The sequence below is a fragment of the Mesotoga infera genome (genome assembly GCF_900157305.1).
Taxonomy (GTDB): domain Bacteria; phylum Thermotogota; class Thermotogae; order Petrotogales; family Kosmotogaceae; genus Mesotoga; species Mesotoga infera.
Genome location: NZ_LS974202.1, coordinates 493,001 through 510,484, shown reverse-complemented (window position 1 = coordinate 510,484; position 17,484 = coordinate 493,001). Strand labels below are relative to the sequence as shown.

The window sequence follows — 17,484 nt, the reverse complement described above, 5'->3', positions numbered from 1 at the left end:
CAAGGGCGACGGACAGTTTTTATCGAAAAGCGCAGTCGCGTTTCAATAACGATCGATATAGTGATAGACTGTGAAAGAGATAAATATGCTACCAGGGAGGTCGAAGAAATGGAGCTACTCGAGAGGATCAAAAACGCTATAATCGAAACGATGCCGGCGATGGCCAAGCAGGCGACACAGGAGGCTCTGGAAAAAGGCATCAGTGCTAAGGAGATACTGAATTCCGCATTGATTCCGGGCATGGACGAGGTAGGGAGACTCTTCAGAGAAGGTGAATACTTCGTACCCGAAGTTCTCGTCGCGGCCAAAGCCATGAACGCCTCTATGGACCTTATAGAACCGATTCTGGTCGGTAGCGGGGTCAAAAAGGCGGGCAAGGTTGTGGCCGGGACCGTCGAGGGAGATTTGCATGATATCGGTAAAAACCTGGTTTGTATGATGCTCAAAGGGGCGGGATTCGAGATAGTCGATCTGGGGGTCGACGTGAAACCGGAGAGTTTCGTTGAGGCCACAAAACGGGAAAAACCCGATATACTGGTTATGTCGGCCCTGCTCACCACGACTATGCTCAACATGCCGAAGGTCATAGACGCCCTCAAAGAGGCAGGCGTGAGAGAAAAGGTCAAGGTGCTCGTGGGAGGCGCCCCCGTGAGCCGCGATTATGCCGAAGAAATAGGGGCCGACGGATATTCGGAAGACAGTTCTTCGGCCGTGGAACTGGCCAGAAAGCTGGTTAACGTTTGAGGTATTTGCGGGGAGATCGAGGCGTTCCTTCAAACATGGGCAGTTGATTTAAGTTCTAATAGATACTATATTTCTCACGAAGTGCGTGTATGTTACAGCTAATAGAAAGGAGCAAGAGAAGGAGAGCGGAAACAGGAATCGAGGAGATGGAAGTCGATTTTGACCTGTTCCAGGAGTAAAGACCTGAGCATAGAGATAGCTCTTTGGATCGTTTCGAACACTTTATACCTCTTTGTTTGAGACTTAGTCTTCTCGAGAATGAATCGATGAAGGTCATTGAAAATCAGATAGGCGAGAATAACCAGGATGATCCAATGCTTTTGGCCATCTTGAGTTGAGAGTACGGCTTTGCCGAGCGAGAAGTGTTGTTTGGCAGTCTTGAAGTAGGACTCAATGGACCATCTGTTGAGATAATACAGAAAGATATCCTCAGATGAAAGCTCAGTATCTGAAGAGATTAGGGTGGTTCTTCTCCCATCATCCAGTTCGGCCACAACTATCTTGAGAGGAACTCTAACAGACTTGAAGCGAACAACTCTCTGGTGGAATCTGACGGTTCTATCTCTTATTATGGCCTCCTCTGAGAAATCACGAACAGAGTCCTGGTAGTGGGACACTCTGGTGATAGATTCTTCAGTCTTGAATAAGAGATTTCCCCTGGCTTTCCCGATGAAAGTGATTCCGAACCAAAGTTTGCAGGACTCTATCACGTGGCTGTTGGTGTACCAGGAGTCTCCAAGAAGCACTGCATCCCTTATCTCGCTCTCTTTCAGCCAATCTATAAGTCTTTCAATCTTGGTGGGGCCTTCTTTCGAGTTCGAGAACATCATCTCCAGAGGGAAGAAACCATCGCTGACTCTACCAACGGTAAGGAGAACCTGTGCCTGGCAATACCGCTTCTGATTATGATCATACGTTAGAGTGGTGAAAGGTATCTTCTTGCTCCTTCTGGCCAGTTGAGTATCATCCACAACCAGGATCATCTTCTCCAAAGAGGTTGAGAGAATAACCTTCTGGATCAGCTTCTCGAGGTTATTCCAGAAATCAGGATGACCATTAACAAACCTGGTAAGAGTTGTATGAGCCACATTGTTCAGAGGGTCTCTAGCTATTGAGGAGATCGAATTATGTCCAGGTTCCAGTATTCCCTGTATAAGAATCAGGATATCTTTAAGATAGAAGGCTTCTATTGAAGAGAAGAAATCACCAAAGTGTAGCTGGACAAAATGCTTAATTGATGCAAGAATACTCATAACCGGTCGCTCCTTTGTGTGGTTTGTTTGGACAAAATATTCTACATCTGGAGCGTCCGGTTTTCTATTCTCCCCTTCTCTATTCCTTTTTCAATGACCTTTTTCCTTTGTTTTGCCTTTCTGATTTATTCTTCCGTTACTTTCATGCACTCCGTGAGTATATTTGTTACGTGTGATTCATTTACGAACGTAAAATCCAGCCGGACCTTAAAGACGCTCCATGATGGAGGGAAAAATGTACATACGTATCCTTTCTATCTGGCCGGAAATATCGCCAGTATTATGTTGGGTTGCCCGGAGCGGCCGATAACATGGAGAAGGATTATTCAAGCCTCTACAACGCGCTCGTGGATCACCCCGATCTGCTGATCTGCCGTTGGCTGCCGGATACTTCGCTCACGTTCGTCAACGATACTTACGCCCGCTTCTACGGCTATGAAAAAAGCGAAATGATAGGCAAGAAGTGGCTTGAGATAACTAAAATCAATATCCAAGAAGATTTGAGATTCTCGATAAACCGGGCCGAGATGTTGGGGGACAGCATAGTCCGCGAAGATCCGGTGATCGATCCGCAGGGAAAGGAACGCTGGGTCCGATGGTACAACAGGCCAATCACAGACGATTCCGGCGTAGTAGTAGAATTTCAGTCTATCGGCATAGATATCACCGATCAGAGGCGGACCACACAGAAACTGTTAGAATCCGAGCACGTAATGTCGCTCATTCTTGACAACATAGATGAACTGGTTGCCTATCACAGTCCCGACATGAGCCTCGTGTGGGTGAACGGGGCTTACGCCAGATCCCGCAATAAATCACAGAGAGAACTCACGGGAAAGCTCTGCCATGAGATATGGTATGGGTCGAAACAGCCCTGTGAAAACTGCCCGGTGGTTCGGGCCGTGAAGGAGAGAAAGAATGTAACGGGCGAGATCATCAGCGGTGAAAGAGTCTGGCATATAAAGGCTTACCCGGTTTTCGGTCAAGACGGTGAACTTCTGGGAGTGGTAGACTTATCCTACGAAGTCACCGAAGAGAGAAAGCTCTCCGAAGAACTCGTCAGGAGCGAGGAGCGTTTCAAGAAACTCGAGAGCTCGACCAACGATATAATCTTCGAGCTCGATAGAGAGGGAAGACACACCGCAGTTTATGGTCGCTGGCTCGAGAAAATGGGATTTAAAGAAGAGTTCTTCCTTGGAAGGTCGGCCGGCGACATCTTCTCGGCCAAAGATGCGCTGGTTCACGAGTATAACAACGCGATCGCCCTCGGGGGCAAATCGACGAATTACGAATGGTCTGCCGAGATCGACGGAGAGCGTATCTTTTACAGCACTTCTCTCTCGCCTATCTTCGACCGGGAAGGGAACGTAACGGGAATAGTCGGCATCGGGAGAGATATAACCGACATAAAAAGGGCCGAAGAGGCCCTCAAGAGAAGCTGGGATCAGTTGATAATGACCTTATCGCGGATGCTGAGGATAAAAGATCCGTACACGGCCGGTCATCAGGAGAGGGTCAAAGAGATAGCGGTAGCGGTTTCGGAAGAGATAGGACTCTCTCCCAGGAGCCGGGAGACTATAAGGATAGCTTCACTCCTTCACGATATAGGGAAACTGGCTATACCGGCCGATATACTCAACAAGCCGGGAAAGCTGAATGAAATAGAGTGGGGGCTCATCAAGCAGCACCCGGAACAGGGCTTCGAACTGCTCAAGGGTATAGATTTCGAAATGCCCGTCGCGGAAGTGATTCTTCAGCACCACGAGCGAATAAACGGATCGGGGTATCCGCTTGGACTCAAAGGCGAGGAGATATCGATCGAGGCGCGCGTGCTGGCAGTCGCCGATGTGTTCGAAGCAATATCGAGCCATAGACCATACAGACCGTCTCTGGGAGTGGAAGAGGCCCTGGCAGAACTGAAGAAGAATTCGGGGGTTCTGTACGATCGGGAAGTGGTCGATGCGCTGCTGAGAGTTATAGAAAGAGGCTTCGTGTTCGATACAGACCCCTTCGAATAAAAGGCGAAGGATGACTCTTAACGCGTAAGTTGATAACACAGTTTATCATTGAAGAGCACCTCATCTCTTTTCCAAGAAAGGAAGCCCTTTGGAGACTACAACGGAAAGAAAGCTGGATCCCATGATATCGGGAGATAATTCCAACGAAGGTTTCAACGCGATAAGCCATCTTCTGGCCGCTCTGATAGCCCTCGCCGGTCTGGTCCTGCTGATAGTTTTCTCGGCGATAGATCGGAAGTGGATGCATCTTGTGAGCTTCTCGATATACGGTTTCAGCGTCTTCGTATCCATGACTCTGAGCAGTGTCCTTCATTTCTTTCTATGGTTCAAACGGTATTTCAAGATCTTCGGCATCCTCGATCACAGCGCGATCTATCTTCTCATAGCCGGTACTTACACGCCTTTCTGCCTGGTCGTGGTGAAGGGTGGCCTGGGCTGGTCCATCTTCGGTATTATCTGGGGGTTGGCGATCCTCAACATCGTGCTCAAGGCTGTCTTCTTCTCCAAAATGCCGCTCTGGCTTTCGATGGGAGGATACCTATTGATGGGCTGGCTATCGGTCTCTATGGTGTACAGCGTGTATATAAGACTGGGGATGTGGTCTATTCTCCTCATGTTCGTGGGAGGACTGTTCTACACGATCGGAGCCATCGTATTCATAACGGAAAAACCCAATCCCTTCCCGGGAAGGATAGCCCACCACGAACTTTGGCACATACTGGTCATGCTCGGGAATTTCACTTTCCTTCTCATGATGTTCCTCTACGTGCTTCCGTACTGAAATCTCTCCTATCAACAAGATATTAACAGAATCAATAAAGTAGTTTCTGTTGGCTGCCTGTTATTGCCTCTAATTATCTTTAATCTCTCCTGGTTGCTCTTGGTTATAATATGTCTATGATGTTAGAATAACTGCAAACGTTTCCGGAAACGTTTGCGGAGTGATTTTCGTCCAATTCTATTTTCACGGGGGTGTTGTGTGGCAATGACACGCGTCACTATAAAGGATGTGGCTGTATCTCTTGGTTTATCGGTATCCACCGTTTCCAGGGCGCTAAACGACAAGGGAGATGTCGATCCAAAAACGAGAAAGAAAGTGAAAGAAAAGGCCGTGGAGCTGGGGTACTTTCCAAACATGGTGGCGAAGGCTCTGAAGGGGAAGGTGCTGGGACTGCTCGGAGTTGTGATAGACGACAACGCGAATCCCTTCTACGCCGAAGTGGTGAAGGGAATGGAACGCCAGGCCAGGAAATACGGTTTTCACCTCCTTCTGGTGAACACTTCCGCCGATTACGAAGAACAGGTCTTCGCAGTCGACTTTCTTCAGAGCAAGGGTGTCGATGGTATCCTGATAGCCCCGGTAGATGACACCAAGCCGTATGAAATGGAGGCTCTCAGAGTGCCGTTCGTGGTAGTTGGAAGGCATTTCGAAGAGGGAGATTTCGTAGAGGTGTACAACGACGAGGTTCTTGGAGGTTATTTGGCCACGAAACATCTCCTCGACGGGGGTAGGCGCAACATTGTCACCATACAGCCGGCGATGAACATTTATCCGACGCGCGGAAGAAGCGAGGGTTACCGAAAGGCTCTAATAGAGTTTTCCGCAGAACTTTACAACCAGTCCCGGGAGTTGAAATCCTCACCCGAACAGGCAGGAAATTCCCTGAAAGAGTATATCAAGACACAGGGACTGCCCGATGCCATCTTCGCCTACAACGATATGTACGCGCTCGAAGTTATAACCTGCCTGAAAGGAAGGAAATTGAGGGTTCCCGAAGACGTGGCCGTAGTTGGTTACGACGACATTCCCTATTCGGTGTATGTCCATCCCGCTCTGACTAGCGTTGCTCTTGACAAAGAGTGGATGGGCAGAACCAGCGTCGAACTGCTTGTGAGAATGGTTCAGGGTGAGGAGTTAAAAAAGAAAAAGTATATACAGAAACCCGTTCTCAGAGTCAGGGACTCTGGGTAGGAGTAATAGAATAAGGGAGGGTTTACCATGAAAAGGTTTTTTCTAGTTTCTTTGATCGGTTTGCTGCTGCTCTCGGTGTCGGCTTTTGGAGTAATTACTATTGAATTCTGGACCGGCTTCACCGGACCGGACGGGAGGTTCATGCAGGAACTGGTTAACCGGTTCAACCAGGAACACAAAGACGAGATACAGGTTAACATGAGTACCATGCTCTGGGCCGATTACAACACGAAGGTTCCAATAGCTCTAGCGAGTGGAAAGGGACCCGATGTCGGTGTGGCCGCCATCGACAACCTGAGGAGTTTCGTGAGTCAGGGAATGCTCCTGCCTTTGGACGATTATCTGGGTATCATGGGTATCAAGGAGGGAGATATCGTCTCCTCGGTCTGGGAGGCGACCCATGTGGAAGGAAGTATCTACGGGATCTCTCTGGACGTTCATCCCCTGGTTTTCTACTGGAACAAGAAACTCTTCAGAGAGGCCGGACTGGATCCGGAGAATCCGCCTATGACGCGCGAGGCTTTCATCGAGGCGGCGAAAGCGCTTACCAAAGATACCAACGGCGACGGCGCGATAGACCAGTGGGGCACGATGATTCCAGTCGGTTGGCCGAACTACTTCATTTGGTTCTCGGCCTTCTTCTCTAACGGCGGAGAGCTCTTCAATGAAGATCTCACGAAAGCCACTTTTGCCAGTTCAGCCGGTATGGACGCCATGCAGTTCCTGGTAGATCTCGTTTTCAAGTACAAAGTCTCTCCGGAAAAGGTGCAGGTCGATGCCGATATCGACGCCTTCAAGAGAGGAACCTGCGCAATGGAATTCAATGGAATCTGGATGCTCACAAGCTATATGGAAGTGGAGGGGCTAGAATTCGGCGCAGGTCCGGTGCCACAGTTCGGTTCGGAAAGACCGGCAAACTGGGCCGGCTCCCATACGCTGGTGATTTACAAACAGAGAAAGCAAGATCTGGAGAAAACTGAGGCGGCCGCCAAGTTCATCAGCTGGATAAGCAACCACAGTTATGAATGGGCTCTTGCCGGACAGATACCGGTCAACATATCTGTTCAGAACAGCGAGCAATTCAAGGCGCTTCCATATCACAGTTCCATTGCAAAGGGTGCCGCGAACGTCGTCTTCCCGCCATTCTTTCCCAAGTACGGAGATGCGACAGGCCCGATATGGGAGGCGCTGAACCTGGCCATCCTGGGTCAGAAGACCGTCGAGCAGGCTTTGAAAGACGCCGAAAAGATCAGCAACGAGATTCTGCAGGATTGATTATCCCGACGCCTCTCCCGTAAGCGGGAGAGGCGTTCTCTCTAGAGGTGGTCGCTTTGAACACCAAAAAGGCGGTTCCTTATTTGCTCCTGCTGCCGCACGCGGTTTTTTTCGGGATCTTTTTCATATTTCCGCTTTTCAAGAGCCTGTATATGAGTTTTACCGAATGGGGGCTCTTTCAGGGCATGATCAGATACGTCGGTCTGGACAACTACGCCAGACTCTTCGAGTTCGCCGGTTACCGTTCGCAGTACTTCTGGAGTGCCATCTGGGTTACCGTGCAGTTCGTATTGTACTCGGTACCGGTGCTCGTGTCCGTTTCTCTGGCGCTAGCCCTGATTCTCAACAACAGAAAACTGAAGATGAAGAGTTTCCACCTCACGGCCTTCTTCTTGCCTACGGCCCTCTCGGTGACGGTTGTGGCCGTAATGTGGAGGTGGATACTGAACGTTCATTCCGGTCTTTTGAATTATCTGCTGGGCTTATTCGGAATCGAAAAGATACCATGGTTGACCGATCTTCCCTGGGTCTGGGGAGCGATAATCATCGCAACCGTCTGGTGGACTGTAGGCTGGAACACGGTTATCCTTCTTGGTGGACTGTCGAAGATACCGGAATCGCTTTACGACTCGGCCAAAGTAGATGGTGCCAACGCATTCAAAAGGTTTTTGCACGTGACGCTGCCGGGTTTAAAACAGGTCATGATGTTCGTGGTCATAACACAGGTTCTGGCCGGGTTCGGCCTCTTCGCACAGCCGCAACTCATGACCGGGGGAGGACCGGGAAGGGCGACCATCCCGATAATGCTTCATATCTACGGTGAAGCCTTCAACCCATCCAGACCGAGAATGGGCTATGCCACGGCCATGTCGCTTATAACCGGTGTGATAATCGTTTCGATCACGTTCATCCAGTACTTTCTCTTCACTCGAAAGAGTAAGGAGGAGAGATGATGAAAAGAAGAGGCATAACGGTGAATATAATAGCTCTGCTGATAGCACTGGTCTTCATCTTTCCGCTTTACTGGACTTTTTTGACGGCCTTCCGCACGGAGGCGCAGATTCTTGAATGGCCGCCCAAGTTCCTGCCGGTGAACCTCACCTTCGCCAACTTCAAAGAAGTGCTGGCACATCCTCAGGATACACCCGTGTTTCAGTGGTTTATCAACAGCCTTTTCGCGGCAGTCAGTTATGCCAGCCTTTCGGTCGTTGTGGGCGTGATGGCGGCCTTTGCGCTGGCGAGAATGCAATTCAGGTTCAGAGATGCTTACTTCAAGATTATACTGGCCTCCATGGCCGTGCCCGGCATGATACTCTTTCTTCCCAACTACACAACCATAGATACTCTGGGCTGGACGGACAATCTGGTTGCGATAATCGTTCCGGGACTGGCCTCGACCTTTGGAATATTCCTGTTGAGGCAGTTCTTCATCAGTGTTCCCAAAGAGATCGAGGAGGCGGCCATAATAGATGGGGCCAACATCCGCCAGAGAATCTTCTATGTTATCGCTCCACTGGCCAAAGAGTCGATCATCATTCTCTGGGTAATGAACTTCATGTCCAACTGGAACGATTATCTCTGGGCGCTGGTGGTTCTCTACTCCCCGAACAAGAGAACGATGCCGGTCGGAATGTCGACCCTTCAGGGAAAATACGTGACCCAGTACGGTCCGCTCATGGCGGGAGCCCTCTTCATCGCGGTGCCTTCGATCCTCATCTTTCTGCTTGTGCAAAGGTACTATATCAAGGGCATCGACATAAGCGGCGCCGTGAAGGAGTAAAGGGGTGATACTGTGAAAAAGACTTCATTGTTTCTTACGCTAATGATTGCGGTGGTGTGTATGGCATCTTTTGTGAAAGTTTCGCCAGGGGGGAAGTACTTCCAGCACGACGGAAAGGTCTTGGTCCCCGTCGGATTCAACGACGCGATTACGTGGCCTTCGCTTATATCGTTGAGCTACGGGAACATTTCGGCCGCCGAAGAGTACTTCGAGAAACTTTCCTCCTACGGTGTCAACACGCTCAGAATAATGCTCGAATACGCCCAGGACAGGTCGGGAGTCTCTCTCCTGGAAAAACCGCTCGGAGTGTACAACGATTCCGTAATAAAGATCTGGGACGAGATCTTCAGACTGGCCGAAAAGTACGACATCTATTTAATCGTAACTCCCTGGGATCCCTTCTGGATGTACGAAAACTGGGACGTCAACCCCTACAACGAGGCGAACGGGGGACCGATAAAGACCTTGAGCCAATTTTTGACCGATCCGCAGGTCAAGCCATGGCAGAAGGAGCGTTTCAGGTTCATTGTTGAGAGGTACGGTTCCAGCGAAAGGGTACTGGCCTGGGAATTAAACAACGAGATAGAACTCTGGTACGGTCATGTATTCTACAAGGCCGATTATACGATCGGGAACGAAGCACGGGAGTGGCTGGGAGAGATGTCGGCCTTTATCCGTGAGCTGGAGATGGAACTGTACGGCGACACCCACCTCCTGACGGTTTCCACGGCTAGGCCCGGACTGACGGGTACGCTGGCGGGAAAGCTTTACAGATTCGATTACATCGATTTTTTCACTACCCACTTCTACTTCGATACAGTGAAGAATCCATCGGATCCTCTGGCGATTGCAAGAGACGTTTCGGCCAATATAAACTATCACAACTATCTCTTCGGCGACTCTCTTCCCTTCATGGACAGCGAAAGCGGACCGATCGACCGCTGGCCCCAGCCGACAGGCTTCGATGCGGAGTGCTACAGGGCCTTTTCCTGGTCGCATCTGGCCAGCGGAGGAACCGGCACGGGTCTGCGCTGGCCCTACACTTCTCCGCACATGATGCCCGATCGTCTTCTCGGGGTACTCTCTTCCATCTCGAGGTTCATCGCTTCGGGAGGTATAGACTGGCTGAATTTCAAGGGAGTTAACCTGGATATGGAGATCTCTCTACTTTCCGGGGGAAAAACCTTTCACACTTGCAGCGGAAACGACTACGAAAATTTGAGAGAACTGATCGGCTGGGCCATGTCGAGTTCGAAGATCGGCGTGGTGACGCTGGAGCTTAAGGGACTCGAACAGGGCAAATACAGAATGGAGATCTGGCACATCTCCGAAGGGTACGACTCGCAACCGGCGGAGTTCTTAGATTTCGAATTTCCGCTCCGGACAAATATAGGGCTGGATATAGACCACGGCAGTTTCGCTTACAAGATCTATAAAGTTGAATGAAGGACCTATCTTCAAGAAACAAAAGGAACACAGGCGGTGATTGAGTGAGAAGAGATTTCATGTGGATAACGGGCATAGAAGATACGTTCGTCAGTGCGACCGATAGAGTCTCGGCGAGACCACTGGACGAATACGAACTGACTCAGCACTACTTTCACTGGAAGGAAGATCTGAGAAGCATCTCCGACACGGGCTTCAAATACGTCAGGTACGGAATTCCCTGGTACACGGTTAACCCCGAAAGAGGCAGGTACGATTTTTCCTGGACCGACAGGGTCTTCGATTTCATGAGAGAGATCGGTCTGATACCGATCGTCGATTTCATTCACTACGGTACGCCCGGCTGGATTGACAACGGCTTCCTAAACAACGACTTTCCTCTGTTGATGGCCGAATACGAATTGACCGTTATGAACAGGTACAGAGATTTCCTCAAATACTACACTCCCATGAACGAACCCTTCATAACGCAGGAATTCTGCGGAAAGCTCTCCGTATGGCCCCCATATCTGAAGGGAGACGATGGCTTTGTAAAGCTGCTCAATGCCACGGCCAGGGGAATCGTAGAAACGGTCTCGTCGATCAAACGCGAACTGCCGGATGCCTTTGCGCTGCACGTCGAGGCGTCGGGCATCTTTTTCAGCAACGATCCCGATCTGGCCGAAACGGTGGCGTTTATGAACGAATTGAGGTATGTCACCTACGATCTGGTACAGGGGCTGGTCAACAACAATCATCCGCTCATCGGCTATCTCAGGAGAAACGGGATGTCCTACTCCGACCTTGACTGGTTCTTAACCAGAAAAATTGAGGTAAATGGCTTTGGAGTGAACTACTATCCTCAGCTCAGCGTTTACAGAGTTTTCCGATCGGGAAAGGATCTCAAGACACAGCCGCACTACGGGGGCGTAGAGTATCTGAGAGAGTTGGTTTTGAGCTATCACAGAAGATACGGTGGCCCGATCTTTCTCACCGAAACCAGCATCAATGGCGAACCCGATCACCAGATACGCTGGTGGAGAGAATCCAGGAAGCTCTTTGAGGATCTCTTGGGTGAAGGCCTGAATCTGGGGGGATATACATGGTTCCCGGCAATGGATCTGATCAACTGGGACTACCGGTACGGTACCGCTCCGGCGGAGTCTTATCTTGAACCCATGGGATTCATACAGCTTAAAATGAATCCGGGCAGGGAGTTAGAGAGAAGAAAAGGCGAGCTTGCAAGAGTTATGGAGGAAGACCTGAAAGGAATTTGAAAGCACGGGAATCTTTCCCCGCTATGAGGTAAAATCGATAGAGTTCTTCACAAATAGATGAAAGCAGGTAAGCCAAGATGCGAAGCGGAAGAAAAAGAATAAACTTGGACGGAAAATGGCGGTTCGATATCTTCGGCTGCGAGCCGGAAGATCTGGCCAAGGTCGAACCGGTAAGAACGATCGACGTTCCCGCCTGTGTCGAAAGGTACTTCCCCGTCGTGACACGCGAGCAGTTCTACCTTTATTATGAACGGAGCTTCGAGCTTGCGAAGCGGCACAGCAGGCGCTATTTTCTTCACTTTGGAGCGGTTGACTATCTCTGTAAAGTATTCCTCAATGGCGAGAAACTCGGTGAGCACATCGGGGGATACCTGCCATTCGAATTCGAGATAACCCAATTGATTCTAGACAACAATAGGCTCCAGGTTCTTGTCTTCGATCCAATCGGCGGAGGAATTCTGGACAATAGTAAAATTCCCCACGGGAAACAGAACGGAGAGCCCAACTGGTACACAAACATCTCCGGTTTGTGGCAGAGCGTATGGATCGAAGAGAGACCTGAAGTCTATATACACGACTTGAAGATAGAGGCTTCCTACCTTCAAGGAAGGGTTCGCGTGAGTTTCAATACCGATCTCATTATCGACGGAGCGGTGCTTACGCTTCTGGATAGAAAAGGAGACACCATCTCTTCGAAAAAGGCGGTCTCGAATGAAATCGATTTACCTGTTTCCGGAGTCCTTCCGTGGTCACCCGGAGAGCCGAACCTCTACGATCTCGTTCTGGAGATCAGCTCGAGGGGCATCCACGATTGGTTGAGTGTCAGAACCGGGTTCAAGGACTTCCAAACAGCTTCAGGCCGTCTCCTTCTCAACGGGAGGGATTTCTATATCAAGGGTGTACTGGATCAGGACTTCTATCCCGAAACTCTTTACACAGTGCCTTCCAGGGAGTACCTGGGCGAGAGCTTCCGTAAATTGAAGAAAATGGGCATTAACACTTTGAGACATCACGTAAAAGTACCGGATCCGCTTTATATGGATCTCGCCGACGAAATCGGGCTCCTAGTCTGGCAGGATTCGCCCTATTTCGACGATTTTTCTCCCGCCGGCTCGTTGGAACTCCTCGAAACTATACGGGGAGCGCTCGAGCGCGACCTCCACCATCCTTCTCTGTGCGTCTATTCGATTATGAACGAGTCGTGGGGGATAGATCTAACCGATCGGGAACAGGCAGGCTGGCTTGCGAGAAGCTTCGACGAATTGAAGCGCGATTACCCTTCTATTGTCTTCACCGACAACTCGGCCTGCATGGGCAACTACCACCTGAAGAGCGATCTGAACGACTACCACTTCTATGCGAGTTCGATAGACCGTGGAACGCTTTGGAATTTTCTGATAGAGTCTTACTCTAACGACCCGGCATCCTTCTATCTGCGAGAGTACAGAGACAACTTCGTGGAAGAACCGCTCTTGGTTTCGGAGTTCGGAAACTGGTCGCTGCCTCCGAAGAAATGGCTCGAGAAGGGAGACTGGCCTCACTGGTTTTCCCACATCTTTAAAAATGTAGCCATGACCCATCCCGGGGGGGCGGGCGAAAGATTTCTGGCCAGTGAAATTGCTCGGGAGTATTCGTACGACGAGCTCTTCGAAATATCGGTTGAGAATCAGCTAGAAAACTTGAGGATGGAGATCGATAAAATAAGGCTTCACGATAGGATACGCGGATTCGTGATAACGGAGTCGAGCGATATTTTCTGGGAGTGCAACGGACTTTTAACTTTCGATAGAGACTTCAAATTTCCCCCAGAAAGGCTCGGTGCGCTACTCGAAAACGACTTCTTCGTGGCGTATCTTGAGAACGACACGCTCTGGCTGGGCCAGGAGGCCAGGCTTCTGGTAAGGCTTTTGAAAAGACTTTATGGCGAAACGATATCCGTGGAGTCCGACGGCCTTTTTATCGAGCGCAGGATAGACGGTTTGGAGGGAGAGACGGTTACCCTGTCGCTAGATACGTCTTCCATGAACGAGGGTGTGAGAGCGTTGACCGTTCGCGTCGGGAGGGCCGTCTCCATCGTTCCGCTCCTGCTTTGCAAACGGGGGGAAGCAAAGCTTAAACTGATTAAGACCTCGGAAATCGGTCCTTTAGAATTGGAAGACAACACCGTCCTAGTACTAGAGAGACCCGGAATGAACATTGGTATCAATCCTTATTCGGCCAGAACCGTGGAGAAAGAGGGTCTCCTTTCGGGAGACTGGATAAGTGGGATATTCTGGAACGCAAAAGATCTTTCCGCCTTTGCTCCGGGTGGTCACTTCAGAAAGTGTCACGCGGGGCTGATAGCCGGTCGGCCAATGATCGAGAGCGAAGGCTTTTCGAGGAGACTGATAGGAATTACATACGGCTGGCTGGCCGGATTTTACGGTTATCTAGATATGCTGGAGGGTCATAGGTTCATCACGACCATGAATATAGATCCCTCCACTCCGCAGGGAAATCTGCTTCTCAGGCAACTCGAAACTCTTCAGTATTGAGGCTCGAAACTCACAGACGGGGATTTCAATGCACCTATGTAAATTACTCAACGATGCTTCGAATAAATTGAAGTGGACTTAAATATATTTAAGTACATATTTGACTTTTCAAGTTTTAAGTTGTATAATGAACACAGCTGAGAACAATTGTTGAATCGACTCATGTTTTGGAGGTGCATCGATGAAATACTCTATAACCAACTGTCCCGTCTGTGGGGGAAAGATGACGATCACAGAGTACAAGTGCGATAGTTGTGGAACCAGTATAAAGGGGAGGTTCGAGCTGGACGATATAATGAAGCTCTCGCCCGAACAGCTGGATTTTTTGAAAGTTTTTATCAAGAACCGGGGAAATCTCTCCGAAGTCCAAAAGGAACTGGATATCTCGTATCCGACGGCCAGGAACAGGCTGGAAGACATAGTGCGTGGAATGGGCTACCAGGTGGTGGATAAGGACCGCGAAGAGGCTTCCAAGATACTCGAGAAACTCGAGTCGGGAGAGTTGCAGCCAGACGAGGCTCTTGAGATGCTCAGAAAAGTGAGAAAGAAGAAGTAGGTGATTACATGGATAAGGCCGAGGTGACTAAAATCCTGAAGCTCGTGGCTGACGGAAAGATTTCTCCCGAGCAGGGCACGGATCTTCTTGGAGAATTTGTGGAAACGTACAGTACGACAGGATCCAAAAGAAAGTTCAACATAGAAGTGTTCAATATGAACAGCGGCAAGATAGAGGCGAACATAAAACTTCCCGTCAGGCTGGCCAGTTTCGTTGGAAATTTCATCAAAGAAAAGGACGCCGACTTCAAGATCGGGAACGAGAAGATCGACATGAATATCAAAGAAGTGCTTGAAGAAGTAATAAAGACCGGAGAAAGCGTCGAAATAGAAACGGACGGCAGGAGAATAACGATAAGGATAGAGGATTGAGGGGGAATTATCATGGAGAAGAAATTCGAATTTGACAGCGCCGGTATAGAAGCTTTGAAGGTAAGTGCCGCGAGTGCCGATATTCAAGTCGAGCTTGTCGAGCAGGGCAACATCGTGGCCTTCGTGAGTGTCTCTACGAACGATTATGTTCCCGAAGCCGACAGATCCGGCAGTAAACTCCATATAAGATTTCAGAGGAGTGTCAATATAAGCATTCCGTTCATCAAGAACCTCTTCGATGTACAGGCTAAAGTTGAAAACATACGGCTCCAGGTACCCAGAAATATCCTCGAACTCGATCTGAACAACGCCTCTGGGGATATAAGATTGGCCGATTTCGAACTGCGGATGCTCAAAGTCAACAACGTGAGCGGCGACACCATGATCGAGAGTTGCTCGGCCTCCGAATTCAATTTGAACACTGTGAGCGGCGATCTCTCTTTCATTGCTTCAAACTATCGCAGGGGCAAGTTCAACTCCGTATCCGGAGATCTCACGATCAAAGGATTGCCGCCCATGGAGAGAGAAACCAGCATCTCTTCGGTTAGCGGAGACGTTTACGTTTCTTATTCTGGCGAGCCGAAGGTCGATGCCGCGATTTCCTCTGTCAGCGGGGACATAAATTCCGATATCAAACTGATCAAAGTCGAGAAAAAGCACTACCGCACAAGTGAAGGTCAGCCACAGGAGTACCTGAAGATGAGCAGCGTTTCCGGCGATCTCGTAATAAGCACAGCCTATGGTGGCAAACCCGCAAAAGAAGTTAAGCAGAAGGCAGACGGCGAACCGGTGGCGGCTAAAAAGACCGAGAGGGTCTCAAGCATCGATGAAAACCTTCAGGACCGGGAGACCAGCAAGATAGTCAGATTGTACGAAGAAGGCAAGCTGACGAGGGATTACGCTTTTGAGATGCTTTCGATTCTCGGCTATTCATCGGTCGAAATAGAAGATATGCTCCGGGTCGACGAAGAGGCCAGGCGTGCCCGAAAACCAGAAGAATCAGGCTATGAAGAAAGCGAAGACGGGAAGATTATAGAGGCCGTCGAAGAAATAGACGATAAAATCGAATGGCACGAGCCTCCTCGAGTCCCACCATCTCCCGAACCACCGGAACCACCCGAACCACCGGAATCACTTGAAAAAAAGGAAGGTGATGAAAAGTGAAGTTCGGCGCGATAGTGGCGATCTTCCTGGGGTTACTCATAATTCTGTCGGTCACCCACGTGCTACCCAGCTTCTCCTTCGCCGTTGAGATCTTCTTAGCTATAATTTTCCTGTACAACGGTTTCAAGGTCTTCAGGAGATTCAAGGCCGAGCACATGGGGAGCCTGATCTTCGGAGCGATTCTCGTTGTAGATCTTTTGATCGGCTTCAACGTGATAAAGAACTTCAGAGGATGGGGCTTCTGGGAACTGGTGGTCGCGATGATAGGTTCATACATAGTTGGATGGGGAATAGTGGTGCTTTTCAGAAAGAGCTTTTTTCGAGCGGACAAAGAGCCTTCCTCGACGCGTCAAACCGTCAACATCTCCCGTCCCGAAGAGTTCGGAGAGATCGATGTGGAGGTAGAGGCCAACCTGACCAAGGTTCTTCTGATGGACAACTCTTCGAACGGTATAGATGCGAATATAAGTTTCGATAAATTGAGTTTCAACGGCAACTTGCAGTACAACATGGACAAGAACAGGGCGACTCTGAAAGCCAGATGTAAGGCTAAGGCCGGTGTATCAAGCGTTCTTTCGAAATCGAGAATGAACATGGAAATAAGCCCCAAGCCCCTTTTGAGGTTTGAGGCGAACCTGGATGGTGCCGACACGGTGCTGGATTTTTCTAACCTCAACCTTGACAGGGCCAGGGTGAAGACCTCCCTATCTAGACTCTCAATAATTCCATCGGCGCTCAGAGATTGCATAATAGACATCGATTGCGAGGTAACCTCCCTCAACATAAGAGTTCCCAAGGATGTCGGCATAAGCATAGTCCACGAAGGCGAACTCAACTGGAGCAACTTCAACAACCTTATGGAGAGAGAAAGGGGCTATGTGTCTACCAACATCGATCGCGCAATATCTACCTGCCAGATCAACGTCAAATCTGACATGTCGAAAATCTCTATCGACTGGATATGATAGAAAAGCAGAAGCCCGGCCGCAAGGCCGGTTTTCTTTTGGATCGCTCCGACCCGATGCAATTAACAAAACTAACAAGCCGAAACTATCTTATTATTATATAATCAGGTTACCGGGGTTCTTTTCCGGTGTCTTTTGATGTTGAGTCGA

At 49.5% G+C, this 17,484-nt stretch carries 15 protein-coding genes; 14 read left to right on the top strand and 1 reads right to left on the bottom strand.

From position 1 onward, the window contains the following. Positions 1 to 108: 108 nt before the first annotated feature. Positions 109 to 744, top strand: a complete 636-nt coding sequence (locus tag MESINF_RS02405) for a corrinoid protein (RefSeq protein ID WP_169700770.1) — start codon at positions 109 to 111, stop codon at positions 742 to 744. A 98-nt stretch (positions 745 to 842) separates the two neighbouring features. Here MESINF_RS02405 and MESINF_RS02400 read toward each other — a convergent pair whose 3' ends face one another. Next, the gene (locus MESINF_RS02400) at positions 843 to 1,997 is read right to left on the bottom strand and encodes a transposase (RefSeq protein WP_169698367.1); all 1,155 of its coding nucleotides are present in this window, start codon (positions 1,995 to 1,997) and stop codon (positions 843 to 845) included. Positions 1,998 to 2,308: 311 nt separating this feature from the next. Between MESINF_RS02400 and MESINF_RS02395 the strand changes: the two genes are divergently transcribed. The 13 genes from MESINF_RS02395 to MESINF_RS02335 all read left to right on the top strand — a co-directional run bounded on the left by MESINF_RS02395 (position 2,309) and on the right by MESINF_RS02335 (position 17,334). Then, positions 2,309 to 4,015 (top strand): HD domain-containing phosphohydrolase, encoded by a 1,707-nt coding sequence (locus MESINF_RS02395; RefSeq protein WP_169698366.1) that lies wholly within the window; start codon positions 2,309 to 2,311, stop codon positions 4,013 to 4,015. An 88-nt stretch (positions 4,016 to 4,103) separates the two neighbouring features. Beyond that, positions 4,104 to 4,796 carry a PAQR family membrane homeostasis protein TrhA gene (gene trhA / locus MESINF_RS02390; RefSeq protein ID WP_231936812.1) on the top strand — a complete coding sequence of 231 codons (693 nt, stop codon included), beginning with the start codon at positions 4,104 to 4,106 and terminating at the stop codon, positions 4,794 to 4,796. Between the two features lie 204 nt (positions 4,797 to 5,000). Next, a complete protein-coding gene (locus MESINF_RS02385; RefSeq protein ID WP_231936935.1) occupies positions 5,001 to 5,987 on the top strand; it encodes a LacI family DNA-binding transcriptional regulator in 987 nt (328 codons plus the stop codon). Positions 5,988 to 6,014: 27 nt separating this feature from the next. Further along, a complete protein-coding gene (locus MESINF_RS02380) occupies positions 6,015 to 7,262 on the top strand; it encodes an ABC transporter substrate-binding protein (RefSeq protein WP_169698364.1) in 1,248 nt (415 codons plus the stop codon). Positions 7,263 to 7,318: 56 nt separating this feature from the next. Beyond that, the gene (locus MESINF_RS02375) at positions 7,319 to 8,215 is read left to right on the top strand and encodes a carbohydrate ABC transporter permease (protein ID WP_169698363.1); all 897 of its coding nucleotides are present in this window, start codon (positions 7,319 to 7,321) and stop codon (positions 8,213 to 8,215) included. Further along, positions 8,215 to 9,042, top strand: coding sequence for a carbohydrate ABC transporter permease (locus MESINF_RS02370; protein WP_169698362.1), 828 nt, complete (start codon positions 8,215 to 8,217; stop codon positions 9,040 to 9,042). The genes MESINF_RS02375 and MESINF_RS02370 overlap by 1 nt, the downstream gene beginning before the upstream one ends. A gap of 60 nt (positions 9,043 to 9,102) precedes the next feature. Continuing rightward, positions 9,103 to 10,488, top strand: a complete 1,386-nt coding sequence (locus MESINF_RS02365; protein ID WP_169698361.1) for a cellulase family glycosylhydrolase — start codon at positions 9,103 to 9,105, stop codon at positions 10,486 to 10,488. A 44-nt stretch (positions 10,489 to 10,532) separates the two neighbouring features. Next, positions 10,533 to 11,744, top strand: coding sequence for a family 1 glycosylhydrolase (locus tag MESINF_RS02360; RefSeq protein ID WP_169698360.1), 1,212 nt, complete (start codon positions 10,533 to 10,535; stop codon positions 11,742 to 11,744). A 77-nt stretch (positions 11,745 to 11,821) separates the two neighbouring features. Continuing rightward, the gene (locus MESINF_RS02355) at positions 11,822 to 14,278 is read left to right on the top strand and encodes a glycoside hydrolase family 2 protein (RefSeq protein ID WP_169698359.1); all 2,457 of its coding nucleotides are present in this window, start codon (positions 11,822 to 11,824) and stop codon (positions 14,276 to 14,278) included. Positions 14,279 to 14,459: 181 nt separating this feature from the next. Next, the gene (locus tag MESINF_RS02350) at positions 14,460 to 14,834 is read left to right on the top strand and encodes a DUF2089 domain-containing protein (RefSeq protein WP_169698358.1); all 375 of its coding nucleotides are present in this window, start codon (positions 14,460 to 14,462) and stop codon (positions 14,832 to 14,834) included. Positions 14,835 to 14,842: 8 nt separating this feature from the next. Further along, positions 14,843 to 15,205, top strand: a complete 363-nt coding sequence (locus MESINF_RS02345) for an SHOCT-like domain-containing protein (RefSeq protein ID WP_169698357.1) — start codon at positions 14,843 to 14,845, stop codon at positions 15,203 to 15,205. Between the two features lie 12 nt (positions 15,206 to 15,217). Continuing rightward, positions 15,218 to 16,369 carry a DUF4097 family beta strand repeat-containing protein gene (locus tag MESINF_RS02340; protein WP_169698356.1) on the top strand — a complete coding sequence of 384 codons (1,152 nt, stop codon included), beginning with the start codon at positions 15,218 to 15,220 and terminating at the stop codon, positions 16,367 to 16,369. Continuing rightward, the gene (locus tag MESINF_RS02335) at positions 16,366 to 17,334 is read left to right on the top strand and encodes a hypothetical protein (RefSeq protein ID WP_169698355.1); all 969 of its coding nucleotides are present in this window, start codon (positions 16,366 to 16,368) and stop codon (positions 17,332 to 17,334) included. The genes MESINF_RS02340 and MESINF_RS02335 overlap by 4 nt, the downstream gene beginning before the upstream one ends. The last annotated feature ends 150 nt before the right edge of the window (positions 17,335 to 17,484 follow it).

What these genes read in the sequence shown, in the direction of transcription:
- MESINF_RS02405 (WP_169700770.1), top strand. Translation starts at nt 109, where the DNA reads ATGGAGCTACTCGAGAGGATCAAAAACGCTATAATCGAAACGATGCCG.
- MESINF_RS02395 (WP_169698366.1), top strand. Translation starts at nt 2,309, where the DNA reads ATGGAGAAGGATTATTCAAGCCTCTACAACGCGCTCGTGGATCACCCC.
- MESINF_RS02380 (WP_169698364.1), top strand. Translation starts at nt 6,015, where the DNA reads ATGAAAAGGTTTTTTCTAGTTTCTTTGATCGGTTTGCTGCTGCTCTCG.
- MESINF_RS02385 (WP_231936935.1), top strand. Translation starts at nt 5,001, where the DNA reads ATGACACGCGTCACTATAAAGGATGTGGCTGTATCTCTTGGTTTATCG.
- MESINF_RS02345 (WP_169698357.1), top strand. Translation starts at nt 14,843, where the DNA reads ATGGATAAGGCCGAGGTGACTAAAATCCTGAAGCTCGTGGCTGACGGA.
- MESINF_RS02340 (WP_169698356.1), top strand. Translation starts at nt 15,218, where the DNA reads ATGGAGAAGAAATTCGAATTTGACAGCGCCGGTATAGAAGCTTTGAAG.
- MESINF_RS02355 (WP_169698359.1), top strand. Translation starts at nt 11,822, where the DNA reads ATGCGAAGCGGAAGAAAAAGAATAAACTTGGACGGAAAATGGCGGTTC.
- MESINF_RS02370 (WP_169698362.1), top strand. Translation starts at nt 8,215, where the DNA reads ATGAAAAGAAGAGGCATAACGGTGAATATAATAGCTCTGCTGATAGCA.
- MESINF_RS02350 (WP_169698358.1), top strand. Translation starts at nt 14,460, where the DNA reads ATGAAATACTCTATAACCAACTGTCCCGTCTGTGGGGGAAAGATGACG.
- MESINF_RS02365 (WP_169698361.1), top strand. Translation starts at nt 9,103, where the DNA reads ATGGCATCTTTTGTGAAAGTTTCGCCAGGGGGGAAGTACTTCCAGCAC.
- MESINF_RS02400 (WP_169698367.1), bottom strand. Translation starts at nt 1,997, where the DNA reads ATGAGTATTCTTGCATCAATTAAGCATTTTGTCCAGCTACACTTTGGT.